Origin of the sequence: Caenibius sp. WL (assembly GCF_019803445.1) — a bacterium.
Lineage (GTDB): Bacteria > Pseudomonadota > Alphaproteobacteria > Sphingomonadales > Sphingomonadaceae > Caenibius.
This window is the reverse complement of the sequence record NZ_CP081844.1, coordinates 2,651,231-2,675,806: the sequence shown is the minus strand read 5'-3', so window position 1 is coordinate 2,675,806 and position 24,576 is coordinate 2,651,231. Positions and strand designations below refer to the sequence as shown.

Sequence of the window (24,576 nt, the reverse complement as noted above, 5' to 3'; positions counted from 1 at the left end):
TACGAGACTTGACGAGGTCTTTTTGGTCTGTCAAGTTTTATGAAACTGGTTAGGCCATTTGTGATTGCCGACCAAGCGAATGAGTGGGACGTATGGTTCGACGGAACAACGAGACGACGGCGCAGCCGGGGGCGCTGGCTTCCCAGGATCGGCTGTATCAGGAATTGGCGCGGCAACTGGTGGCGGCGATTGCTTCGGGGCAGTATGCCGTTGGCGACCGTTTGCCTGCCGAACGGGAACTGGCGGCGGAATTCAATGTCAGTCGCCCGACCGTGCGTGAAGCGATTATCGCGCTTGAAGTGCAGGGCCTTGTCGAAGTCAGGGTCGGATCGGGCGCCTATGTCCGCCAGCGTCCGGACGAGCAGGCGCAGGCCGCATTCAACGTGACGGCGTTCGAATTGACCGAGGCCCGTCTCCTGTTCGAAGGGGAGGCCGCCGCTCTGGCCGCGACCCAGATCAGCGAGGCTGAACTTGCTGAACTGGATGATCTCGTGCGCGACATGGCAGTAGGAAATGAGTCTGGCGACGGTGAAATCGCCGACCGTGCGTTCCATCTGTTGATCGCCCGTGCGACGCGCAATGCGGCAATTATCAAGACAATCGATGATTTGTGGGATTTGCGTTTGGCCTCGCCAGAATGCGCCTTGCTGCACGAAAAGGCGCGCAATGCGCAGGTCAAGCCGGTAGTCCCGGAGCACACCGCCATTGTCGAAGCCTTGCGATCCCGCGATCCCGCGCAGGCGCGTGCGGCCATGCGCGCGCATCTGGGCGCGGTTATCGATCATCTGTTGTTCGCCACGGAAGAACGGGCCGTGGAGGAAGCGCGTCGGGCGGCACAAACCACGCGCGCCCGTTACGCCAGATCGGTTTCGGTATAGGCGGGATGGTACGTCCTCTTGTCTTGCACCCAGACCGGTTGTTTCCAGTCGATGAGGCCGTATGTGCCATCGCCCGTCGCCTCTATGCGCATGTTGCGGCTTTGCCGATCGTCAGCCCGCATGGGCACACAGATCCGCGCTGGTTTGCAGAGAATGCAGCCTTCACCGATGCCGCGCAATTGCTGCTGCAACCTGATCACTATGTCGTGCGGATGCTTTACAGCCAGGGTGTCCGGCTGGAGGATTTGGGCATTGCGCCGGTCGACGGCAGCGCATCCGTAATTGCCGACCAGCGTTCGGCTTGGCGGATTTTCGCGGAGAACTACCATCTGTTTCGTGGCACGCCGACGCGCTTGTGGCTGGATTGGGTGTTTCATGAACTGTTCGGCATCGATGTGCGGCTGGATCGGGAAACGGCTGATTTCTATTTCGATCATATTGAGCAGCGGCTGGCGACCCCGGAATTCCGGCCGCGGGCGCTGTTCGACCGGCTGAATATCGAAGTGCTGGCAACCACCGAATCCCCGCTCGACCGGTTGGAGCATCACGCGGCGATCCGTGCATCCGGTTGGCAAGGGCGGGTCATCACCGCTTTCCGCCCCGATCCGGTTGTCGATCCGGAATACGAAGGGTTTCTTGAAAATCTTGCAGCCCTGTCCGCGCTGACGGGGGAGGATTGCTTTGCCTATACCGGTTATCTCGGGGCCTTGCGGCAGAGGCGGGCGGCGTTTGCTGATGCAGGCGCGACGTCCACCGATCATGGACACCCCACGGCCGCAACGGCGGACCTTGGCGACGCGGAAGCGGCAGACTTGTTCTCGGTCGTAGCGGCAGGCAAGGCATCACCTGCGCAGGCTGAGCTGTTCCGTGCCCATATGTTGACCGTCATGGCGGGTATGAGCATCGACGATGGCTTGGTGATGCAATTGCACCCGGGCTCCTTCCGCAATCACAACTCTGCTGTTTTCAGACGCTTCGGGCGGGACAAAGGGGGGGATATCCCCGCCAGAACCGATTTCGTGCATGGTTTGCGCCCGTTGCTTGACCGGTTCGGCAACGATCCCCGGCTCACGCTGATTGTCTTCACGCTGGACGAAAGCACATATGCGCGCGAACTGGCCCCGTTGGCCGGACATTATCCGGCTTTACGCCTTGGCCCGGCATGGTGGTTCCATGACAGTCCGGAAGGGATGCGCCGTTTTCGCGCCCGGATGACGGAAACGGCTGGTTTCTACAACTGCGTCGGCTTCAACGACGATACGCGCGCATTCCTGTCCATCCCGGCGAGGCACGATGTTGCCCGGCGGATCGATTGCGGTGTTCTGGCTGATCTTGTCGCGCAACATCAATTGGATGAGGACGAGGCGGCTGAACTCGCGGTCGATCTCAGTTACACGCTTGCCAAGCAGGCATACCATCTGTGATGCACAGCGCTCTTTCTCAAAAGCGGCGCCTCTCGATAGCGACATTGGGCAGTATGAGGGGAGAGATCGCCCGCCCTGCCTTTCGCTTGGGCAGGCCGCGTGGCGGTATCGTGCATCTGGGTATTGGTGCTTTCCACCGGGCCCATCAGGCCGTTTATACGGACGATGCCCTGGCTGCAGGCGATGAGGGGTGGGGGATCACCGCCGTGTCCCTGCGTTCTCCTGCTGTACGTGATCTCATGGTGCCGCAGGACAATCTTTACACCGTAATGGAACGCAGCGGGCAGCGGGCTGCGATGCGAGTGATCGGCGCGGTCGAAGCCGTCTATGCTGCGCGGGAAAATCCTGCTGCGGTACTTGCCGCGCTGGCGTCCCCTACCACGCACATCGTTACGCTGACGGTGACGGAAAAAGGTTATTGCCGGCAGGCGGGCAGCAATCAACTGGACTATGCCCAAGCAGCCCAACCTGGAACGATTTATACGGTTCTTGCCGCCGGGTTGGCGCAGCGCAAAGCCGCCGGCTGCGGCGGGGTAACTCTCGTGTCGTGCGATAACTTGCCCGGCAACGGCCATTTACTGGCTGAACTTCTGGCCGAATACCTCGAACGGGATAATCCTTCGCTCGCGGCCTGGACTGCTCGGCATGTGGCGTGTCCCGATACGGTGGTCGATCGGATCGTCCCTGCTGTCACGAGGGCGGAGATCGATGCGCTGGCAGAACGGACCGGCCTGATCGACCGCGCGATGGTGGTGACGGAACCTTTCCGCCAATGGGTGATCCAAAATCGCTTTGCCGGGCCGCGCCCTCGCTGGGAAGCAGGCGGCGCCCAGTTTGTCGACAACGTGCATGCGTTTGAAACCGCAAAGCTGCGCCTGCTCAACGGCAGCCATTCGACGCTGGCCTACTTTGGCATCGGATTGGGGTTCGATTTCGTGCATGAAGCTGTTGCGGATCCTGCCCTTAATTCGATGGTGCAGATTCAGATGATGAAGGAAGCGGCGCCTTGCCTGCCGCGAAGCGCTGATCTCGATCCCGGCGCCTACGGCGATGCCCTTCTGCGCCGGTTTGCCAATCCGGCTCTCGATCATCGGTTGAAGCAAATTGCGATGGATGGATCGCAGAAGATCCCGCAGCGTTGGCTGGCAACAATGATCGAGCGTGACAAGGCGGGGCAGGGCAGCGCCGCTCATATGCTCAGCTTGGCGGCGTGGGCCGTGCACACCCGTGGTCGTTCCGCAAATGGGGCAAGCTACAAGGTGGACGATCCGCTGGCTGATCGCCTGCGCGATTTATGGCGGGAAGCTGGCAGCGACATCGATCGTCTTGCCGGACTGTTCATCGACAAATCCGGCGTTTTTCCGACAGAATTCGGGATCAGTTCGCGGTTGCGCCAGGCGTTTCCGGCAGCCTTGCGAAGTATTTTGGAGTGCGGTTGGCGTCCGGCTCTCGACGCGTTTCTGTCATGGCATGAGGGACAGATCGACTAGCGTAATTCAGACAAGAACGGGACGGGAGAGGCAGTATGAAAATGAAGGCATGGCTGATTGTGTCTGCAATGCTTATGGGAAGCATTTACCCCGCAACGGCCTCGGAACGCGGCGGCGCGCTGGCGAGGATGACCGAGGCGGAGAAGGATGCCATTGCCGCCCGCATGGGCGGCTGGGCCCCGCGAAAGTATCGTGTATTGGTTCTGGGCGGAGCGACCGGATTTCATCACGAATCCATTTCCGATGCGATGACGGCAATCGCGGTGATGGGGCAGGAAAGCGGTCTGTTCGATGCAGAGCTGCGGACCGATTTTGATCTCATCAATCCGCGCGGCGGACAGAAGATGCGGTTCGGTTTCATTCCCGAAGGGCTGGGCGATTTCGATGCGGTGGTGTTGGTCAATACCACCGGGGAATGGGGGCTGAGCGATGATGCGAAGCAGGCCCTGCTCGCCTTCGTGCATGATCGGGGCAAGGCGGTTGTCGGCATTCATGGTGCACTTGATGCCAACTATTCTTGGCCCGGCTATGCTGAGATGTTCGGGGCTGGGTTCGGAGGGCATCCGCTCAACACTATCGAACATCCGACAGTCACTTTCCCGCTGGTGAATGAAGCGCCGGATTCCCCGATAGTGCGCCACTGGCCACAATATTTTTCGGAACAGAACGAATTGTATGTTCCGAAAAAGTTCTCTCGCAAGAATGTAAACGTGCTGCTGCGTGTCGATCAGGACCGGATCGACACCAAGCCTGCCGGGACTTCCGATATCGCGGTAGCCTGGACCCGGAATTACGGTGCGGGCCGCGTGTTTTATTCCAGTATAGGGCATACCCGCCAGAGTTGGTCCGATCCCGATGTTCGCAAGATGTATCTTGAAGGCATTCGCTGGTCGCTTGGTCTGACGCAGCATCCGACGCGTGGCAAATGACTGTCTCTGCGGGGGCCAAAGCCCGTTGGTGGAAGGGAATCACCGGGTATCAGTGGTTTGTTTTCGCGGTTGCGGCCGGGGGATGGTTGTTCGACAATCTCGATCAGCGGATTTTCTCGTTAGCTCGTATCACGGCGTTGCAAGACCTAATGGGGCCGCACGCATCAATGCTGGACGTGCAGGCTTTCGCAAAGCAGGCAACGGCCCTGTTTCTGATCGGCTGGGGTATCGGCGGCCTGACTTTCGGTGCGCTCGGCGACCGGTTCGGCCGCGCTCGACTGCTGACGATTGCAATTCTCATTTATTCGATCTGCACCGGTCTGACGGCGATCTGCCAGACCCATTGGGAGTTTGCCTTGCTGCGTCTGGCAACAGGCGTCGGTGTTGGCGGGGTGTTTGGTCTTGCGGTTGCCCTGATTGCGGAAACGGTCTCAGGCGCTGCCCGGCTGGCGATGCTGGCTTTGCTGCAGGTGCTGTCCACTGTGGGCAACATCGGTGCGGCATTCGCCAAGATGGGTGTCGATACGCTTGCCAGCCAGCAGACCATCCCTGCAGATGGCAGTTGGCGCTGGCTGTTTGCCATCGGCGCCATTCCGGCCTTGCTGGCCGTGGCCTCGGGCATGTTTCTGAGGGAAGCGGAACCTTGGTTGAAACTGAAACAAGCCGGGGCGCTGCCGAAGGGTTGGCTGGGCTCCTACGGACAGTTGCTGGCCGACCGGGAAGAGCGGCGTAATCTGTTGATCGGCACATTGCTAGCTGTTGCCGGGGTGGTTGGGCTGTGGGCGGTGGGCGAATATGCGGTCGATTTGCAGGACGCGGTGTTCACCACTTATTTTGCGGCACAGAACAACGGCGGCAACATTGCGGCGCAAGTTGCCCAAGCGAAGAACTGGGCCTATCTTCTGCAAATGGTAGGCGGGGCGATGGGGATGCTCATCTTCACCTATATCGCCGATCGCTATGGCCGTCGGCCTGCTTTCACTATCGGGTTTTCAGCGGCATTCGTGATGACGCTGTTCGTATACTGGCGGTTGGAAACTCCCACTGATGCCTATTGGATGATGCCCTTGATGGGGGCGGCACAGCTTAGTGTGTTCGCTGGTTTTTCGATTTACCTGCCCGAATTGTTCGGTGCGCGGGTACGGGGCACCGGGGTTTCGTTCGCCTATAATCTAGGGCGTTTTGCGGCGGCAGGCGGCAGCTTTGCGTCCGCATTGCTCAGCACAAGGATGTTTGCCGGGTTCGATGCGCCAGCACCGCTCCGGTATTCAGCGATGGTGATGTGTGCGGTGTTTTTGATCGGCATTGTCGCTTCGCGCTTCGCACCGGAAACGCGAGGGATGTCTCTGCGCGACTAAGAGGCGAACAGGTGGGGAAATCGGATGGGCAAGCGTGTGCGGATAGGTTTGGTGGGCACGGGATTTTCCGCGCATTTCCATTTGGCCAGTTACCGCAAGGTTTATGGCGAAGATTTCGAGATTGCGGGAATTTGTGGGCGCAATCGGTCTCGCGCTGTTGAGCTGGCCTGCGAGTTCGACATTTCCACCTGTTACGATACGGCTGATGCCATGCTGCGTGATCCGCTGATCGATGCAGTGGATTTATGCGTGCCAAATTACCTGCACGTGCCGCTCATCCTGCAGGCGGCAGAGCAGCGTAAACACATTATCTGCGAGAAGCCGCTGGGAGGGTATTTCGGCCCGCCGGGAGCAGGAGATGACTGGACGGCGGAAGGCGCGTCACGGGCCACGATGCTGCAGCAGGTGTTGAATGAAATCCATACCGTGGAAGAAGCCGTAGTGCGATCCGGTATCACTTTCTGTTATGCGGAAAACTGGATCTATGCACCGCCGGTTGCCAAGCTCAACCGGTTGATGGCCGCCAGCAAGTCCACGATCATGCGCATACAGGGGGAAGAATCGCACTCCGGCTCGCACAGTCCTTATGCCCGGCATTGGCGCACAGCGGGCGGCGGTTCGTTGTTGCGGTTATGTGTGCATCCGATCGGCGCCGCACTCTATCTCAAGTACGAGGAAGGTCGTAGGCGTGATGGTGTGCCGATCCGGCCGCTTTCTGTTCTGGCGCAAACCGCCAATCTCACCGCTATAGAGAGTTTTCGCCGAGAGCCAGTGCGGCATATTGCGGCGGGCTGGAGCGACGTGGAAGACTGGGCCAGCATCACCATCACCTTCGAGGATGGGGCAGTCGCGCAACTCACTTCCACCGACACGCATATGGGCGGCATCCGCAATTACATCACTGCCCATGGGTCGCGTGCGCTGGTCACTGCCAATATCAATCCCAACACCGCTTGCCAGGCTTACACGCCTGATGGCGCGTACTTCGCAGACGAATATATTGTAGAGAAAACCGAGACGAAAGAAGGCTGGTCCTTTCCCGCGCCTGACGAAGATGCGGTGACTGGCTATCCCGAAGAATTGCGCGATTTTGTCGGTGCGATCGCAACCGGCCGCCCGCCGAAAAGCGATCTGATGCTGGCGCGGGATGTGCTGATCGCGGTCTATGCGGGATATTTGAGCGCGGAACGAGGGACGGTAGTGAATCTGCGGGAAGTGGTCTGACATGCATACTATCGATGCTATCATGCGGCTTGCTCCGGTCATTCCGGTTCTGGTGATCGATGATGTGCGGGATGCTCGCCCGATTGCTGAAGCGCTGGTCCGGGGAGGGCTGACGGCGCTTGAGGTGACTTTGCGGACCCCGGCCGCGATAGAGGCCATCCGGGAAATGCGCAGTGTCGCCGGGGCATGTGTCGGGGCAGGGACTGTGCTTAATCCAACGGATTTGCGCCGGGCACGCGATGCAGGGGCGCAATTTATCGTTTCACCCGGCCTGACGGAAACTCTCGCGGAAACCGCCGCTGCTGCGGAAATTCCGTTCCTCCCGGGCGTATCCACTGCCGGCGATGTCATGCATGGGCTGGACTTGGGACTGGCTCACTTCAAGTTTTTTCCCGCAGCGGCGTCAGGCGGTATCCCGGCACTAAAGGCTCTGGCCGCGCCATTTGCGCACGCGCGATTTTGTCCGACGGGGGGCATCAACGCCCAAACGGCGGGTGATTGGCTCGCATTGCCGGAAGTTCTGTGTGTGGGTGGCAGTTGGCTTGTATCGCATGGAGCGCTCGACTTACCGGCGATCGAGCAGGCTGCCTGCAAGGCGGCCGCGCTTTTGAGAGCGCCGGGGATGGATGTTTGACCTTATACATTGAGGTGGAGGCCGATTTCTTGGGCGCGAAGAAATTGGTAAAAGGTTTTATGCGGCTTTAACCTCTTGCTCTCTAGAACCTCTTGCATCTACTTACGGCAAGGGGGCGCGCCAAATATTTATGATCTCATCCAGCCGTATAGCGATGCATAAAACTTTGGCGGTCGTTATTCCCTGTTACAGGGTGACGGCGCATATCGCCGATGTCGTCGCTGGTATTGGGCCGGAAGTGTCAATGATTTTTGCTGTCGACGATGCCTGTCCTGAGGGATCGGGCCAGTTTATCCGCGAAAACATTACCGATCCGCGCGTCCACGTGTTGTTCCATGAGCACAACCGCGGTGTTGGTGGGGCGGTGATGTCCGGTTATCGCGCCGCGATGGAAGCCGGTGCTGATATCGTTGTGAAAGTAGACGGTGACGGCCAAATGGACCCGGCATTGATTCCCATTATCGCCCGCCCGGTGATTGATGGGCGGGCAGACTATGCCAAGGGCAATCGTTTTTATTCTATATGGAACATACGAAAAATGCCGCGTATGCGTCTGTTTGGAAACGTGGCGCTTTCCTTCCTTACCAAGGTATCAAGCGGGTATTGGAGCATTTTCGATCCGACGAATGGCTTTACTGCGATTCATCAGGAAGCGCTCAAACGCTTGGAATTTTCCAATATCTCGGAACGTTATTTCTTTGAATCGGATATGCTGATCAACCTGGGAAATATCCGGGCCGTGATTTACGATGTTCCAATGGAAGCTCTTTATGCAACCGAACAAAGCAATTTGAAAATAAGTAGTATTATAGGGCAGTTTTTACGCAAGAATATGAAGGAGTGTGCTAGGCGTATTCTTTATACTTATTTTATGCGGGACTTCAGTCTGGCCTCGGCTCAGCTCCTTATCGGCATTCTCTTATTGCTGTTCGGCGGTATTTTCGGGGGCGTTGCCTGGGTGCATTCCGATGAAACGGGGCATGTGGCCACAACCGGAACGGTGATGCTTGCCGTCCTGCCCATCATTCTCGGTTTCCAATTGCTACTCTCATTCCTTGGCTTCGATATGGCGAACGAGCCGAAAATCACTATTCAACCCTCCATGACCTTGAGCGACTGGGTGAGTATGTACAATTTCGCCAGTGTGAGCGGTGGGGATGCTGAACGAGATATGGCGTGAAGCAGGGTGTATTTCATCAACTGACACGCTATGGCCTTGTTGGCGGCGTTGTCTATCTCACCGATTTCCTCGCTTTTGCCGTGGCTGTCTGGCTGACAGAACACATGTATTTGACGGCAAATATTATCGGCAAGATTGCAGGAGCGGCCGTGGGGTTCGTGCTCCATCGCCAGTTCACCTTTTCATGGGAACAGAAGGATAATCTGGCGCGCCAGGTGCTTTCCTATGCACTTGTATTCCTTGCCAATATCGTCGGATCCAGCGCTCTTTTGTGGTTGCTGATCGATTGGGCGAACGCCAATGCTTACCTTGCCAAACTGTGTGTCGATATTGCCGTGATCACCGCCTCTTTTGTGGCGGGGCGCTTCTGGATCTACCGCTCCGTATGACCAAAACAAGTATATCCCGGCTCATGGCCAATCGTAACAGCCTCTGGCTGGGCCTCAGTCTGTTCCTTGTCCTGGTTTGCCTGAACTGGGTGGGATTCATAGCATCAGACGACGTTACATACGCGCGTGGCGGGGCCGGCTGGATCGAGCATTTCCCTTTTGTGGGTGGTCACGGCACAATCCGCTATCCAATTACGATCCCGATAGCCCTGTCGTTTTTGACCTTCGGTGAAAACGAATTCGCCATGGTTTTGCCAAGTCTGATCTACATGCTGATCTGTCTGGCGATGATATGGCATGCAGTTCGTAACGTTGCCGGAACGTGGTCTGCTGCATGCGCTTTGGCGCTGCTGATCACCTGCCCGTTGCTCGTCATTCAATCGAGCATCGCCAGCATCGATATCGTCGAGATGGCATTTCTCTTTGCTTCGGTCCTGCTATTTTGGGTCTGCCTCGACAAAGGGCCGGCTCCACGTATTCTCTTCGCGTCCGGGGCGATGGCTGGCCTTGCATTTCTTGCTCGCGAAACAGCGATTTTTATCGTCCCGTTCTATGGCGTGCTATTTCTGCTCGGTCATCGTTTCAGCCGCAGACAATATCTATGGATTGTGGGGGGATTTCTCGCCGTTTGGGGATGCGAGATCCTCTATCTCTGGACGATGACCGGTGATCCTCTCTATCGGATCAACATTTCCCTGCATCATGATTCATCCATCGATCGCTCGGTCGATCTTGCTGGCAATGCCATAGTCTCGCCCTTGATAGATCCGCTGCTCGTGTTGCTGTTCAATCAGGAATTCATGGCGCTGTTCTTCGTCGCGATCCCCGCGGCTATCTGGCTGTGCTTCGGTTCCGGCATCGATTCCCGGGTTCGTCACTTTTCCCGCATTCTCGCCTTGTTCGGCCTGTGCTGGTTTGTGTGCGCAGCTGCAGCGCAGAAGCTGCTTCCGTTGAACCCGCGCTATTTCATGCTAACGGCCACTGTCGCCTGTACATTGACCGGGATCGCCTTGGCGCAGTTCGTGCGCGATAAGGCGGGTAGCCGGAAGTGGATGGCAGGCATGATCGCCTTGCTCCTGATCGGTGGCAATTTCACGGGAATCTATGTCGAAAACAAACAGAATATGTTCGGTGTGGAACAACTGGTCGCCGTTGCGGCCTCTCATCCGGGCGAAGTGATCACCACTGATCCGATGACACGCTTTCGCGCCGATATTCTGTTGCAGTGGGCTGGGGCGGAAAAGCACGTTCTTTCCGATCCTCCCTGGCATGTGGGCCTTTATTTCTATAATCCGGCCTATGCCGACAGTGCGAATTTCAAAATGGATGCTGATACCGTTGCCCTCTATCAGCCACAGGACAATTGGACCGTGCTAGCCCGGTACGCCCCTGAACCAACTTATCTTGCCTATTTTCTCGAATGGACCGGCCTTTCAAAGAGGCTACCCGAAGCTGTCTGGTATAAGCTACGCTATCATCACCCCGAAGTGATGCTCTACCGTATTTCCTGATAATACCGCAGCTTGAGTTGGACTGGCGATTTCCCATACCGATCTCATTGCCGAATTCCGTCGGCGCGGAACGTAACCATCCTGCCCGGAACGATCAAATCGCAGGCATGGGACCGAAACCCGTCGGAAGGATTCTTTTTCCTGCGTGTGCATAGGGCATAGGCGGTGCCGGGAATTTGCGCCAAAAGGCGGCAGGCCCTGCCATGACCATGTCATGTTGGGGCCATCACAACGAGGATATAAAAAGGGAGAGGTTGTGAGAAAGAATGCACGCGTGGCGGCTGTTGTCGCCGTGGCTATGGCTGCCTGTGTGTTTGGCTGTAGCGGGGGCAGTAGCGGCGGTGCCGATGGCGGCAAGGCCTGGAGCCAGTTGCTCGATGATAGCAAGAACCCCGATGACTGGGTGACATACGGCGGCACATTCGATGAACAGCGCTTCAGCAAGCTGACCCAGATTTCCGACAAGACCGTTGGTGGGCTGGGGCTGGTCTGGTCCTCCGAATTCGATACCAACCGTGCACAGGAAAGCACGCCGCTGGAGTACGGCGGCGTGATCTACACCACCACCGCATGGTCCAAAGTCTATGCCTATGATGCGAAAAGCGGCAAGACGCTGTGGACGTACGATCCCGAAGTGCCGGGCGAATACGGGGCGAAAGGGTGCTGCGATGTCGGCAATCGCGGTGCGGCGCTCCATGATGGCAAGCTCTATTTCGGGACGTTCGACGGGCGGTTGATCGCGCTCGATATCAAAACCGGCAAGCCCGTATGGTCGGTGGTGACGGTCGACCAGTCGAAGACATATACCATCACCGGCGCACCGCGGGTGGTGCGGGGCAAAGTGGTGATCGGCAACGGCGGTGCGGAACTGGGCGCACGCGGATATGTCACGGCTTACGACACGCAAACGGGCAAACAGGTCTGGCGGTTCTACACCGTGCCCGGCAACCCGGCTGACGGACCGGACAACGCCGCATCGGACAAGGTGCTGGCGGACAAAGCTGCGAAGACCTGGTTCGGAGAATTCTGGAAGACCGGCGGTGGCGGCACGGTGTGGGATTCGATTGTCTATGACGAGGAACTCAACCAGCTCTATCTCGGCGCGGGCAACGGTAGCCCGTGGAACCACAAGCTGCGTAGCCAGGGGAAAGGAGACAATCTGTTCCTGTCTTCCATCGTTGCGCTCAATCCCGATACGGGCGAGTATATCTGGCACTATCAGGGCACACCGGGGGAAAGCTGGGATTATACCCACACCCAGACGATCACGCTCGCCACGCTGACGATCGATGGCAAGCCGCGCAAGGTGCTGATGCAGGCGCCGAAGAACGGATTCTTCTTCGTGGTCGACCGGGCGAACGGCAAACTGATTTCGGCGAAGAATTATGTCGAAGTGAACTGGGCCACGAGTTACGATCTCAAGACCGGCCGCCCGGTCGAAGACCCGAAGGCCCGTTATACCGATGGCCCCTATGCTGCCATCCCCGGCGCGTTGGGGGCGCATAACTGGCAACCGATGGCGTTCAGCCCGCAAACGGGCTTCGCCTATATTCCGGCCAATCGCGCGGTGTTCGGCTATGAAGATCCGACGACATTCGAAGTGCGCGAAGGGCGCTGGAATCTTGGCCTGAAGATGGAAGGGACCTCTCCGCCCGACGATCCGAAAGCGATGCAGGCCACGCGTGATATGCTGGGCGGCCGTCTGATTGCGTGGGATCCGATCAACCAGCGGGAGGCATGGGGCTTCGACTATGCCGAACCGTGGAACAGCGGTGTGCTGACCACAGCGGGCAATCTCGTGTTTCAGGGCGATACCAAGGGTGATTTCCGCGCTTTTGCCGCTGACAGCGGGAAAGTGTTGTGGACGATGAACCTCGGGATGCCGATCATGGCCGCACCGATGACTTTTGCCGTCGATGGAGAACAGTATGTCGCGGTCGTCGGTGGCTATGGCGGGGCTTATGCGCTGACCTCGGCTTTCAATGACAGTCCGGGGCCGCAGCCGAATGGGCGGATTTACGTCTTCAGGCTGGGGGCGAAGGCGGAAGTGCCCAAGATCGTGAGAGGCAAGGCCGCGCCAGCCAACCCGCCTTCGGAAACGTTCACGACCGCGCAAGTCGCCCATGGGCAAATTCTGTTCGAGCGGGATTGCTGGGTCTGTCATGGCCCCGGTGCGATTTCGAGCGGGGTGGTTCCCGATCTGCGCCGGGCGGGTTCGCTGACCGATGCCAAAGTCTGGAATTCGGTAGTGATCGGCGGTGTGTTAAAGGATCGTGGCATGATCAGCTTTGCCAAGTACCTGACCGACAAGGATGCAGAGGATTTGCGAGCCTATGTCGCGCAGCGCGCGCGTATTCTGAAAGAGCAGGAAGCGAACCGGAAGAAGAAATAATCTGCACAACAGAACGGCCACGACGCGGCGATTTTTCCGCTATGGTCGGTGCCACAAAGGACAACCGAGAGGAGTTTGAAACGTGAGAAATTACCTCGAATTCTATATTGACGGAGCATGGGTGCCGCCGGTCCAGGCAAGGGAACTGGATGTGATCAACCCGGCGACGGAACAGGTGGCCGGGCGCATCAGCGTGGGCCAGGCTGAGGATGTCGACTGCGCCGTTGCCGCCGCGCGCCGCGCATTCGAAACGTTCAGCCGCAGTTCCAAGGCCGAACGGCTGGAATTGCTCGATGCGGTGATGGCCGCGTTCGAAGCGCGCAAGCAGGATTTCGCCGACGCCGTGCGCGAGGAAATGGGCGCGCCAGCCGCGCTTGCCGCTGCGGCGCATGTGCCGCTTGCCACCGCGCATTTCGCCGTTGCCCGACAGGTTCTGGAGCATTTCAATCCCGATGTTTCACAGGGGACCACGCGGCTGACGAAGGAACCCATCGGGGTCGTCGGCATGATCACGCCGTGGAACTGGCCGTTGAACCAGATCGCCTGCAAAGTCGCCCCGGCTCTGGCGGTGGGCTGCACTATGGTGCTGAAACCATCGGAAGTGGCGCCGTTCAGCGGACATCTGTTCGCTGAAGTGATGCATGCCGCCGGGGTTCCGGCGGGTGTCTTCAACATGATCCATGGCGATGGCCCATCGGTGGGGGCGGCGATTTCATCGCATCCCGGCGTCGATATGGTATCCTTCACCGGCTCCACCCGCGCGGGGATCGATGTGGCGCGCAACGCGGCGGCCACGGTCAAACGCGTGCATCAGGAACTGGGCGGAAAATCCGCCAACATCATCCTGGAAGACGCCGATTTCGCAGCGGCGGTGAGCCAGGGTGTGGCGGCGATGATGGTCAACAGCGGGCAGAGCTGCAACGCGCCGTCGCGGATGCTGGTGCCTGCCGCGCGTATGGCCGAAGCCAAGGATATCGCGCGTGAAACGATCGAGAAACAGAAAGTCGGCGCGCCGACGGATGAGGTCAATCTCGGCCCTGTCGTGTCCGATGTGCAGTGGAACCGTATCCAGACGCTGATCAAGGCCGGAATCGACGAGGGGGCGACGCTTGTTGCGGGCGGTCTGGGCAAGCCGGAAGGGCTCAATCAAGGCTATTATGTGCGACCCACGGTGTTCGCAGACGTCAACAACGAGATGACCGTCGCGCGGGAGGAAATCTTCGGCCCGGTGCTTGTGATGCTCGGCTATGACACGGAAGAACAGGCGATCGAGATCGCCAACGATACGCCTTATGGCCTGGCCGGGTATGTCCAGGCGGGCGATATCGATCATGGCCGTGCGGTGGCTTCGCGCATCCGCGCGGGGCAGGTGGCGCTGAATTACGCGCCGCTCGATGTGACGGCACCCTTCGGCGGTTACAAGCAATCGGGCAACGGCCGTGAATGGGGCGAGAACGCGTTCCACGAGTTCATGGAGACCAAGGCTGTGCTGGGCTACGGCAACGCCTGATACCGGATGGTGATGGGCTGGCCGGGCGGAACTTTGCCGCCCCGGCCAGCCTCTGCTTGTAGAGGGCTGGGGCTTATCTGCTGGCGCGGCGCTGTTTGCTTCGCGATGTAGTGAACTCAAGCGCACTTGCTGCGTTGTGGCTAGATCAGCGCTCAATGGTGAGCCGCGATCCGAAAGCCCGATATGAGCACGAAAAGCGAATGCCGTGTCTGTACGATTTGTGTTTATCGGGAAGGGAAAGGCCATGCAGGCAATCTGCATGACCTTTCCGCGCAGGCTGAGCTTGCCCGGCGGATTGCGCGCCTTGGAGGCGGCACGGTCGTGGAACCGGGCGATGTTGCCCGGTCGGAGTTGTTCCTGATCCCCGATGATACGATGCTGCTCGAACATGCCGCGGCTGAAGGAATTGTAAAGGAAGCGCAACTCTATGGCGGCGTGGTGCCGAACCGCTTCGTCGCGACCAAGATTGTCACTCACGGATTGCTTTCCGAAAGTGCCCCGGCACCAGCAGGCTGGCAAGCAGGGTTGGCTGCGGAACTAGGCGATGCGGTTCTGCGCGGCTTCTCCGTGTTCTCATGCGCCGATGCGCGTGCCGCCGGGCGACTGCTGCTCCGGCATGGGCCCATTCGCCTGAAGGATGTCGAAGGCACTTCGTGTAGCGGACAAGTGGTTATTCGCGGCCAGGCGGAACTGGATCGGGCGATTGCTGCGCTGGATGCCGAAACCCTGGCGCAAGGCGGGTTGGTGATCGAGGAAAATCTCGAACCTGTGATGACATACAGTGTGGGAATCAGCCGCCTGTTCGGACAATCGATTGCATATTGGGGAACCCAGCGCCTGACCCGCAATAACCACGGGAACGAAGTTTATGGCGGTTCCCAATTGCACTGCGTGCGTGGCGGCTGGGCGGAATTGATGGCTATCGGCGGATCGGCCGAACATGCGGAAGTGATCCAAAAAGCCCGGCGATATGACCGGGCGGTATTTGCCGCTTATCCCAGGATGTTCGCATCGCGCCGCAATTACGATGTGGCGGTGGGATGGGATGCACGCGGGGACCGCAAGATCGGTGTTCTTGAACAGAGCTGGCGAATGGGCGGTGCGAGCGGCGCGGAAATTGCCGCTTTCGAAGCCTTTGCCGCCGACCCTTCCTTGCAGACGGTCGATACGGCGACGGTTGAAATCTACGGGGCGGCGGGCGCAGTCCCGCCCGGGGCCAGTGTCTATTTCAGCGGGAACGATCCGGTCGTTGGGCCTTTGACCAAATATGCGGTAGTTTCATGACCGATGGACGCAAGGCGATAACATTTGGCGCGGGCGCGCAGCAACTCGACGGGACTCTGCTTTCTCCAGCGAGATTGATACCGGGCGTGCTGTTCATTCACGGCTGGGGCGGGTCGCAGGAGCAGGATCTTGTAAGAGCTGCGGAGATCGCCCAACTCGGATGTATCTGCTTCACTTTCGATCTGCGTGGCCATGCCCGCTACGATAATCAGCGTAATATCGTGACACGGTCCGATGGTCTCGCTGATGTGCTGTCGGCATACGATCTGCTGGTGTCCCAACAGCAGGTCGATCGATCGGCCATCGCGGTCGTTGGCGTCAGTTATGGAGGCTATCTTGCCACCTTGCTGACGGCGCACCGCCCCGTGGCATGGCTCGCGCTCCGGGCCCCGGCGTTATACCCGGACGATCAGTGGGACGTTCCTAAGGCCCTGCTGCCGCGCGACAAGATTTCGTCGTATCGCAACCATTTCCGCACGGGCTATCAGGACAAGGCGCTTGCCGCTTGCGAGGCTTTCGATGGCGATGTGCTTATCGTGGAATCGGAGCATGACGATTATGTGCCGCATACCGCGATCAGTTCATTCATCGCAGCATTCCAGCGCAGCAATTCATTAAGCTACCGCATACTGAAAGGCGCCGACCATGCCCTGCGGGACGAGACCCATCGTATAGCCTACAACAAGCTGCTGCTGACATGGATCGAGGAAATGGTCCGTGGGGGCCGGCGGCCGGATTGAATGGCTTCTTCGCCACGTTTCCAATGGTCCTTACCGCACCTGTCCCCCGCGCTGCCCGGTTCGCAGGAACGGTTCCGGCCCAGGACCTTTGATCTCCTTTAAACCGCAGGAGAAGCCTTATGGACCGCGATCCCAGTGCCAACCATCTCGATCCTGTCGAACGTGTGTTGCCGTCGACGGGCGCAAATGATACCGGCGAAACAGGTTCGGAAGCAGAGCGGATCTATCGTGAGCGTGACAAGGGCAAGAAGCCGAAAACCACGGTGAACAGCCGACAGGATGGCGAGGACCCCGAAAAGCGTACGGATACTCTCGAAGAAATCAGGCATCCGGGCGTTCATGGGCCCAGAGGAACCGCGCGCGTGCCCTGAAGTCTCTACCGGTCCCGGTCATCTGTTGCGCAAGACGTTTTCAATCATGGGCACGGGGTGGTTGGTAAGGTCCTTGTCGATCTCCGCCACCAGCCGGGCTGTGACTTCCTTGTGATAATGCTTGCGCAATTCGCCCAATGTCTTTGCAGGTGCAGCCACGATAAGTTGATCGAAGGATTGGGCCAGCGCTTGAGCATTCAGCATATCGGCGATTTCGGAAGCGAACCTGTCTTCCTCCAGTTGATGATAATCGGGCTCGTCCATGCTCCCGCGTGAGGGGGCGAACTGCGCCCCTTGTCCTTGGGCATGTGACGATCCACCCCGTGCGCTGGGCGCAGCCGAAGGGCCGGATTGGGTGGAGGATGCCCGCCCCGCCGCATCCGATTTCTGATCGCGATCCTTGGGGCTCTCGTGAATATCCTTGTGCTCCACCTGCAGGTTGAGGCGCTCTGCGTCTCCTTCGTTGCGAAGCAGCAGCATCTTGCGGCCATCGGCAACGACGATCAGGGCATCATGGGGAATTCGCATGGGTTTTCTCCAAGCTGATTGGCATTGGACCGTTCAAGCCGATGTTTTCCGGCGGCATAGCGTCACGGCCAAATCGCGCCGATTTGCCGATCGGTCCTGTGATGGAGACGGTTTTTTCAGGGCGTTGGTTCCGTAAACTGCGACAAGTAGTGGTACAGGCGGGCGGAGATCGGCGGTTCGGCCCGTAGACGGTAAAAATCCGCGCCGGGCGGGAACCAAACTGTGAACCGGCCGTTTTGAAAGTCTACTCCATCGAAAGAGCGAGTAGATTGAAGTCTCATCTTCGGATTGAGACTCAGGGAGCCCCGCCGCAGGAATGCGACGGGGCTTACTGCATTCCGCCGCAGGGTGATCGGGCTGCGCCTCGTCGGAGTTCTGCCTCCTTTCATCAAATAGGCTGGCCTGAACGGAACCGGGCAGAGCCTTTGGGGTTCCATCGGTGATCGCGCCGCATGCTTGGCTGCGCGAAGGAGCCGATATCGGAAGATATGGGCGGCTGCCTTCAGAAAAGGCGGAGCCGAATGTCCCTCTTGTCTAAACTCGGCCATCGGCGGGTGAACGGGCAGCCACATCATCATTAACCCAGCGCAGGGCGCAAGCGCCAAGCGCAAAACGGAGAAGGATCATGAAAGTCAGCGAATGCATGACCCGCGATGTGCGGGTCGCCAATCCTCAGGAAACGCTTCAGGCTGCTGCCCGTACGATGGCGGATATCGATGCCGGTTTCCTGCCTGTGGGCGAAAACGATCGATTGATCGGCATAGTCACTGACCGCGATATCGCTATTCGCGCCGTTGGCTGCGGTTATGCTTCGGATGCGAAGATCGGTGACGTGATGAGCCGGGAAGTCCGCTACTGTTATGCCGATGACGATGTGAGCGATATTCTCGACATGATGGCAGAGCAGCAAATCCGCCGCATGCCCGTCGTGGACGGTGACAAGCGATTGGTCGGTGTCGTGTCCATCGGCGATCTCGTCAAGGATGAAACCCGGCAGACCGGTGAGGCGCTGTGCGAAATCGCTCGCCCGAGCAGCATGCACTCGCAGGTCATTTAAGAGGCGCGGGCGCGCAGGATACGGAGAAATCTCATGCTTAGAATAGCAGGAATGACGGTGCTCGCGGCCAGTCTAGCGCTGGCGGCTTGTGACCAGAACCCGAACAACGAGACGCCGGGAAGCAGTGTGGAAGGCACGCCGATGGCCAACGAAGTTGTTCCACCCGAACCGGTGGTGACTTCGCTTCCACGCCAGGATTTCGCCGATACCGTGGCAGCAAGCGATGCCTTCGAGATCGCAAGTGCCCGTCTGGCAGCGGAGAAGGCGTCCACGCCTGAGATCAAGGCCTATGCCCAAAAGATGATCGAGGCGCACAATACTTCGACAGAGAAGCTGAAAAAGGAAGCGGCGGCATTGACCCCGGCGATCAAACCGGACCCGGTATTATCGCTTGAACAGCAGAAAAAGCTTGATGAACTGGGCAAGCTTTCTGGCGCGGAATTCGAACGGGTCTATGTCGCGGACCAGATCGCTGCGCATGAGAAAGCTCTAGAAGTAGTTCAGGCCTATTCTGCGGACGGTGATGAACCGAAGCTCAAGACGTTTGCCACCGACGCGGTCAAAATGGTGTCTGATCATCTTGCCGAGGCGCGCAAACTCGGCGCGTCTGGGGCAAAGGTGGCCAATCCCTAACATTCTTAGGCAAGCTGGCGGTTTCATGATCGAGACCGTTGGCTTGCCGGCGTGCCAGCATCCGTCTTTTCAGCCCTTCTATTCATCGCAGCTGCGGGAACATCCGGCGTGGCGGTACGTCTGATCGTTGGGCGGGCTATGGAGACACACTATGGTGGAGCGTCAGCGGACTGGCCAAACTCCGCAGAAAAACAGCGATCATGACCGGAAGCCGGAACGGCAGGATAACCAGTCGGGCCATGGCGGTGAATATGAACCGCGCGATTCCAGAAATGTGACCGGCACGGCTTCCACGCCTGATGGCCGATGGACCAGCAAGCAACGCAAACCCCCTTCGGCGATGGATTGATCCAACCGCTGCCCATGCTTGCCGTCGTGACAGGGCCAAGGTTTTCGGAGAATTGTATGAGCACCCAGCCGTCCCACCCGGATAAGATCGAACCGCAATCACCGCCGGAAACGCCGCCCGCGCCGGCGGAGCCTGCCCCTTCGATACCGGATGAAGTGACTCCCCCGGTCCCCGATACCGACAGGCCCGGCAAAGGCCCTGAGGAACTACCACCAGATTGACCGCGTTCCGGGCTGCCCTTGCAGGGAGCCATGCGCCTGTCCGTGCGTTATTCCTCTGCTGAATGGCGCCGATCTGATGCCGAAGTGGAAAATGCGAGCACACTGTTGAAACCCATGCCTGTTCCGCCGCTCCAGTTGCTTCGGGGCGCCAACGTCTTTCTCGATTTCGACGGGACATTGGTCGAAATCGCCGAACGCCCTGATGCGGTGCGGGTCAACGACCGTCTCGCAACGTTGATGCAAGGCCTGTGGGAACGCCTTGAAGGCCGTATGGCTGTTATCAGTGGCCGCTCGGCAGGTGAGGTCCGCGCTCTGCTGGGCATCAATGCCATGACGGTCGTAGGCAGCCATGGGCTCGAGTTCTGTTGGGGCGACGGGCGGATCGAAGCAGTCGAACGGCCTGCGGCCCTTGAGTGCGCGCTGGCGGCGATGCGGGAGCTTGCCGCTGCCATCCCCGGGGTGTTGGTGGAGGATAAGCCGCTCGGCGCGGCGCTGCATTTTCGCCAGGCACCTTCGGCTGAGCAGGCTTGTATGGATTTGGCGGGGCGGCTGGCGCCCGAATTGGGATTAAAGCTTCAGAGCGGCAAGATGATGGTGGAACTGCGCGCTGACGGGGGCGACAAGGGTAGCGCTATTCGCAGGCTTATGCAGGAACCCGTTTTCGCGGCTGCACGGCCGCTGTTCTTCGGGGATGACGTAACCGATGAACCAGGCTTCGCCGCCGCGCAGGAAATGGCTGGTTCCGGCGTGCTGATCGGGCCGGTGCGGATCAGTGCCGCGCAATACCGCCTCGATGGGGTGGCGGCGATGCTCGACTGGCTTGAAACAGCCTCCGAGGTGACAGCATGACTTCTCTCGATCTCTGGCCTATCGGCAATTGTCAGGTCAGCGCGCTTGTGGATCGGACCGGGCGGTTCGTCTGGGGTTGCGTGCCGCGTGTTGATGGCGATCCTGTTTTCTCGGCGCTGCTGGGCGGCGACAAGCCCGAAGTGGGCTATTGGTCCATCGATCTGGAAGACTGCGTATCGATCGATCAGAGTTATCATGGCAACACGCCGATCCTCAGCACGCGGCATGTCGATGCGGATGGCAATGCCATAGAGGTCATCGATTTCTGCCCTTATTTCCGCCGTCTCGGGCGCAGCTATCGGCCGGTGGCTTTCGTGCGCATCGTGCGGCCGCTGGCAGGCCGCCCGCGTATCCGCGTTAGGTTGCGGCCCGCCTCCGGCTGGGGCGGGCGGGCACGCCAGCGGATCGGGGGGACGAACCATCTCCGCTATCGTACCGATGCGATGACGCTGCGGCTCACGACAACCGCGCCGATCGGGATGATCCATGAAGAGCGCGTTTTCCGGCTGGAGGGACCGCTGTACTTTTTCCTTGGGCCGGACGAGCATTTTTCCAGCGATATCGCCCGTACGATAGACGGTATGCGGGCCGATACCGAAGCCGAATGGCGCGAGTGGTCGCGCGGGCTGGCGATCCCGCTGGAATGGCAGGATGTGGTGATCCGCTCCGCCATCACGCTCAAGCTCTGTCAGCATGAGGAAACCGGGGCGATCGCTGCCGCGCTGACCACTTCCATTCCGGAGCATGCCGGATCTCAGCGAAACTGGGACTATCGCTATTGCTGGATTCGCGATGCCTATTACACGGTGCAGGCGTTGAACCGCCTCGGGGCGCTCGATGTGCTGGAAGGCTATCTGGCTTATCTGCGGAACATCGTCGACAGCGCGAAAGGCGGCCATATTCAGCCATTGTATGGCGTGCTGGGCGAAACCAGGCTCGAAGAGCGCGTGGCCAGCGGGTTGCCCGGCTATCGCGGCATGGGGCCTGTCCGCGTCGGAAATCAGGCCTACAATCAGGTACAGCACGATGCCTATGGCCAGATCGTCCTGTCCAACACGCACAGTTTCGTGGACCAGCGGCTGTTCCGCATGTCCGGTGTGGAGGATTTCAAGGCGCTGGAAAAAGTCGGCGAACGGGCATGGCAGTTTCACGATCAGCCCGATGCGGGATTATGGGAACTGCGCACCCGGCAGGATGTCCATACCTATTCCGCGGCGATGTGCTGGGCTGCCTGCGACCGGCTGGCCAATGCCGCGGAAGTGCTTGGCCTGAATGATCGGGCGGCTTTCTGGAACGAACGGGCCGCGCGCATCCGCGAACATATCGAACATGCCGCGTGGCGCCCGGATACGCGCCGGATGTCGGCGACGTTCCGGGGTGACGATCTTGATGCGAGCGTGCTGCAATTGCTGGATTTGCGTTTCCTGGCGGCCGACGACCCCCGCTATATCGACACGTTGTCGGCCATCGAGAAAGGGCTGCGGCGCGGCTCGCATATGTTGCGTTACGCGGCGGAGGACGATTTCGGTCTTCCCAAGACGGCGTTCAACGTCTGCACGTTCTGGCTGATCGAGGCGTTGAATTATACCGGGCGATGCGAGGATGCCCGCCTTCTTTTCGAGGAAATGCTGTCGCGCCGGACGGCGGCCGGACTGCTTTCTGAAGATATCGATCCGCAGACGGGCGAGCTGTGGGGCAATTATCCGCAAACCTATTCATTGGTGGGCATGATCAATTGCGCGGTGCTGCTCAGCAAACCGTGGAGTTCCATCAGATGAGCCGCATTATCGTCATATCCAACCGCGTCAGCACTGGCGGCGGCGCACATGGCGGGCTGGCCACCGCACTGCATGCCGCTTTGCGGGAAAATGGCGGCATCTGGTTCGGCTGGTCGGGCGAACGTGTCGAGCAGTTTACCGGCCTGATCAACTTTCAACGCGAAAATGGCGTCACGACCGCGACGGTGGATCTCGATGATCACGATATCGAGGAATATTATAACGGCTATGCGAACCGGACATTGTGGCCCTTGTTCCATTACCGCATCGATCTGGCCGAGTACGAGCGCGATTTCGCCGGCGGCTATCAACGGACCAACAAGCGGTTTGCCGATACCGTATCGCCGCTGATCGAGCCGGAGGATCTGGTGTGGGTCCACGACTATCACATGTTCCCGCTTGGCGCCGAACTGCGCAAACGCGGCGTGCGCAATCGGATCGGCTTCTTCCTCCATATCCCTTGGCCGCCGAGGCGGTTGCTGGTCACGCTGCCGGAAGCGGAGGAATTGGTCAAAGCGCTGCTTGCCTATGACCTGATCGGATTCCACACGCCCGAATGGGTGGAAAGCTTCTGCGATTACGTCTGTCATGAGCTGGGCGGGACGCTGGAAGGAGGAAACGAACTGGTGCTGGGGAAGCGCCGGGTTCGCCTGATCGCCTGCCCGATCGGGATCGATGCGGCGGAATTCGCCAAGCTGACCGAAAGCGACACGGCACGCCAGACGTTCGAGCGCGTGAGGGAAAGCGTGGTCGGCCGGGCTTTGATCGTCGGTGTCGATCGGCTGGATTATTCCAAGGGGCTCGAGGAACGCTTTCTGGGATACGAACGGTTTCTCACCGATAACCCGGAGGAGCGCAAGGAAGTCGTCCTGCTCCAGATCGCTCCGCCTTCGCGGGCATCGGTCGACAGCTATCAACGCATTCGCAGCACGCTGGAAGGGCTGGCGGGCCGCATCAACGGTGCGCATGCCGCGCTCGATTGGGTGCCGATCCGTTATGTCAACCAAGGCTATCCAAGGGATGTTCTGGCCGGTGTCTATCGCGCCAGCAAAATCGGCCTGGTGACTCCTTTGCGCGATGGCATGAATCTGGTGGCCAAGGAATATGTGGCGGCGCAGGACCCAGAAGATCCCGGCGTTCTGATCCTGTCGCGCTTCGCCGGGGCGGCGGAGCAGATGCCGGATGCCCTGCTGGTCAATCCCTATAGCGCGGAGGAAATGTCCGATGCGATCCGCCAGGCGCTGATCATGCCGCGGGAGGAGCGCATCCGGCGCTGGGAAACGCTCATCCGGGATGTGCAGGAACAGGACGTGGTCTGGTGGCGCACCCAGTTTACAGAGGCGCTCAAGGCCGTGCCGGAAAGGGCCCGTTGACGGGCGTGGGGGCGCGGCGTTCCGCAAGCGTGCGCCATGCCGCGCCGCCGTATCCGACAAATCGGCCATCACTTCCGCCGAACTGCGTCAGCGCGGAAACCAAAAGCCGGGACTGGCTGTTGTTAAAGGTAGGACGGGGCTCGTGAGACGGAGTTGATCCCATGCATTTGACACCCGCATTGCGCTACAGTGCTGCTGCTGCCCTCGGGGCGGCTGCTTATCTGGTCTATTCCCATAAATCGAAGAACAACGGCCCGCAGCATGCAGCCTTTGACGAAAAGGAAGCTGGCAGTTCCGTGCCCAATCCCGTTCGCAATGCGGGGCCGGATGCGATGCGCAGCGATCCGCCCCGCTGGGATGCCGTGGACGAGGCAAGCGATGAAAGCTTTCCTGCGAGCGACCCGCCGGCGACCTATTGATTGAGCGTATCCGTGCCCTCGGTCTGGATTGATGGCGAGCGTGAAAAGGATGCAG

24 protein-coding genes are annotated in these 24,576 nt (G+C 59.3%); 22 read left to right on the top strand and 2 right to left on the bottom strand.

Features of this window, described 5'->3' with window-relative positions; genetic code table 11:
* Window positions 1-92 precede the first annotated feature (92 nt).
* On the top strand, window positions 93-878 hold the full coding sequence (locus K5X80_RS12785) for a FadR/GntR family transcriptional regulator (RefSeq protein ID WP_222558103.1): 786 nt from the start codon (window positions 93-95) through the stop codon (window positions 876-878).
* Here K5X80_RS12785 and K5X80_RS17090 read toward each other — a convergent pair.
* A complete protein-coding gene (locus K5X80_RS17090; protein ID WP_261390730.1) occupies window positions 854-1,000 on the bottom strand; it encodes a hypothetical protein in 147 nt (48 codons plus the stop codon). The two genes, K5X80_RS12785 and K5X80_RS17090, sit on opposite strands and share 25 nt — an antisense overlap.
* On the opposite strand from K5X80_RS17090, the gene uxaC reads away from it, so the two are divergent.
* From uxaC to K5X80_RS12715, 14 genes are all read left to right on the top strand, one after another.
* On the top strand, window positions 947-2,302 hold the full coding sequence (gene uxaC, locus K5X80_RS12780) for a glucuronate isomerase (protein ID WP_261390709.1): 1,356 nt from the start codon (window positions 947-949) through the stop codon (window positions 2,300-2,302). The two genes, K5X80_RS17090 and uxaC, sit on opposite strands and share 54 nt — an antisense overlap.
* Entirely contained in the window at window positions 2,302-3,792 is a 1,491-nt protein-coding gene (locus K5X80_RS12775) for a mannitol dehydrogenase family protein (protein WP_222558101.1), read from the top strand. The genes uxaC and K5X80_RS12775 overlap by 1 nt, the downstream gene beginning before the upstream one ends.
* Before the next feature lie 74 nt (window positions 3,793-3,866).
* Window positions 3,867-4,721 (top strand): ThuA domain-containing protein, encoded by an 855-nt coding sequence (locus K5X80_RS12770; RefSeq protein WP_222558100.1) that lies wholly within the window; start codon window positions 3,867-3,869, stop codon window positions 4,719-4,721.
* Complete coding sequence (locus K5X80_RS12765) at window positions 4,718-6,079, top strand: MFS transporter (RefSeq protein WP_222558099.1); 1,362 nt, start codon at window positions 4,718-4,720, stop codon at window positions 6,077-6,079. Before K5X80_RS12770 ends, K5X80_RS12765 begins: the two co-directional genes overlap by 4 nt.
* Before the next feature lie 24 nt (window positions 6,080-6,103).
* Complete coding sequence (locus K5X80_RS12760) at window positions 6,104-7,303, top strand: Gfo/Idh/MocA family protein (protein ID WP_222558098.1); 1,200 nt, start codon at window positions 6,104-6,106, stop codon at window positions 7,301-7,303.
* 1 nt (window position 7,304) lies between these two features.
* Window positions 7,305-7,937: a bifunctional 4-hydroxy-2-oxoglutarate aldolase/2-dehydro-3-deoxy-phosphogluconate aldolase gene (gene eda / locus K5X80_RS12755; RefSeq protein ID WP_222558097.1), complete on the top strand. Its 633-nt coding sequence runs from the start codon at window positions 7,305-7,307 to the stop codon at window positions 7,935-7,937.
* Window positions 7,938-8,067: 130 nt separating this feature from the next.
* Window positions 8,068-9,117, top strand: a complete 1,050-nt coding sequence (locus K5X80_RS12750) for a glycosyltransferase family 2 protein (RefSeq protein WP_261390528.1) — start codon at window positions 8,068-8,070, stop codon at window positions 9,115-9,117.
* Window positions 9,114-9,506, top strand: a complete 393-nt coding sequence (locus K5X80_RS12745) for a GtrA family protein (protein ID WP_222558096.1) — start codon at window positions 9,114-9,116, stop codon at window positions 9,504-9,506. The genes K5X80_RS12750 and K5X80_RS12745 overlap by 4 nt, the downstream gene beginning before the upstream one ends.
* Window positions 9,507-9,529: 23 nt before the next feature.
* A complete protein-coding gene (locus K5X80_RS12740) occupies window positions 9,530-11,017 on the top strand; it encodes an ArnT family glycosyltransferase (RefSeq protein ID WP_222558095.1) in 1,488 nt (495 codons plus the stop codon).
* A 256-nt stretch (window positions 11,018-11,273) separates the two neighbouring features.
* Window positions 11,274-13,409, top strand: a complete 2,136-nt coding sequence (locus K5X80_RS12735) for a PQQ-dependent dehydrogenase, methanol/ethanol family (RefSeq protein WP_222558094.1) — start codon at window positions 11,274-11,276, stop codon at window positions 13,407-13,409.
* Between the two features lie 82 nt (window positions 13,410-13,491).
* Window positions 13,492-14,919 (top strand): aldehyde dehydrogenase family protein, encoded by a 1,428-nt coding sequence (locus K5X80_RS12730; RefSeq protein ID WP_222558093.1) that lies wholly within the window; start codon window positions 13,492-13,494, stop codon window positions 14,917-14,919.
* A gap of 183 nt (window positions 14,920-15,102) precedes the next feature.
* Window positions 15,103-16,203 carry a DUF3182 family protein gene (locus tag K5X80_RS12725; RefSeq protein ID WP_222558092.1) on the top strand — a complete coding sequence of 367 codons (1,101 nt, stop codon included), beginning with the start codon at window positions 15,103-15,105 and terminating at the stop codon, window positions 16,201-16,203.
* Entirely contained in the window at window positions 16,200-16,943 is a 744-nt protein-coding gene (locus K5X80_RS12720) for an alpha/beta hydrolase family protein (RefSeq protein ID WP_222558091.1), read from the top strand. Before K5X80_RS12725 ends, K5X80_RS12720 begins: the two co-directional genes overlap by 4 nt.
* A gap of 119 nt (window positions 16,944-17,062) precedes the next feature.
* The gene (locus tag K5X80_RS12715) at window positions 17,063-17,314 is read left to right on the top strand and encodes a hypothetical protein (RefSeq protein ID WP_222558090.1); all 252 of its coding nucleotides are present in this window, start codon (window positions 17,063-17,065) and stop codon (window positions 17,312-17,314) included.
* Window positions 17,315-17,332: 18 nt separating this feature from the next.
* Here the strand turns inward: K5X80_RS12715 and K5X80_RS12710 are convergent, their stop codons facing one another.
* On the bottom strand, window positions 17,333-17,842 hold the full coding sequence (locus K5X80_RS12710) for a host attachment family protein (protein ID WP_222558089.1): 510 nt from the start codon (window positions 17,840-17,842) through the stop codon (window positions 17,333-17,335).
* 625 nt (window positions 17,843-18,467) lie between these two features.
* Here K5X80_RS12710 and K5X80_RS12705 point away from each other — a divergent pair.
* The 7 genes from K5X80_RS12705 to K5X80_RS12675 all read left to right on the top strand — a co-directional run bounded on the left by K5X80_RS12705 (window position 18,468) and on the right by K5X80_RS12675 (window position 24,521).
* Window positions 18,468-18,899, top strand: coding sequence for a CBS domain-containing protein (locus K5X80_RS12705; protein ID WP_222558088.1), 432 nt, complete (start codon window positions 18,468-18,470; stop codon window positions 18,897-18,899).
* A gap of 33 nt (window positions 18,900-18,932) precedes the next feature.
* Window positions 18,933-19,532, top strand: coding sequence for a DUF4142 domain-containing protein (locus K5X80_RS12700; RefSeq protein WP_222558087.1), 600 nt, complete (start codon window positions 18,933-18,935; stop codon window positions 19,530-19,532).
* A gap of 151 nt (window positions 19,533-19,683) precedes the next feature.
* Complete coding sequence (locus K5X80_RS12695) at window positions 19,684-19,881, top strand: hypothetical protein (RefSeq protein ID WP_222558086.1); 198 nt, start codon at window positions 19,684-19,686, stop codon at window positions 19,879-19,881.
* Between the two features lie 251 nt (window positions 19,882-20,132).
* A complete protein-coding gene (gene otsB, locus K5X80_RS12690) occupies window positions 20,133-20,951 on the top strand; it encodes a trehalose-phosphatase (RefSeq protein ID WP_222558085.1) in 819 nt (272 codons plus the stop codon).
* Window positions 20,948-22,729, top strand: a complete 1,782-nt coding sequence (locus K5X80_RS12685; protein WP_222558084.1) for a glycoside hydrolase family 15 protein — start codon at window positions 20,948-20,950, stop codon at window positions 22,727-22,729. Before otsB ends, K5X80_RS12685 begins: the two co-directional genes overlap by 4 nt.
* Complete coding sequence (locus tag K5X80_RS12680) at window positions 22,726-24,102, top strand: alpha,alpha-trehalose-phosphate synthase (UDP-forming) (protein ID WP_222558083.1); 1,377 nt, start codon at window positions 22,726-22,728, stop codon at window positions 24,100-24,102. Before K5X80_RS12685 ends, K5X80_RS12680 begins: the two co-directional genes overlap by 4 nt.
* Before the next feature lie 161 nt (window positions 24,103-24,263).
* Window positions 24,264-24,521, top strand: coding sequence for a hypothetical protein (locus K5X80_RS12675; RefSeq protein WP_261390527.1), 258 nt, complete (start codon window positions 24,264-24,266; stop codon window positions 24,519-24,521).
* Window positions 24,522-24,576: the final 55 nt, after the last annotated feature.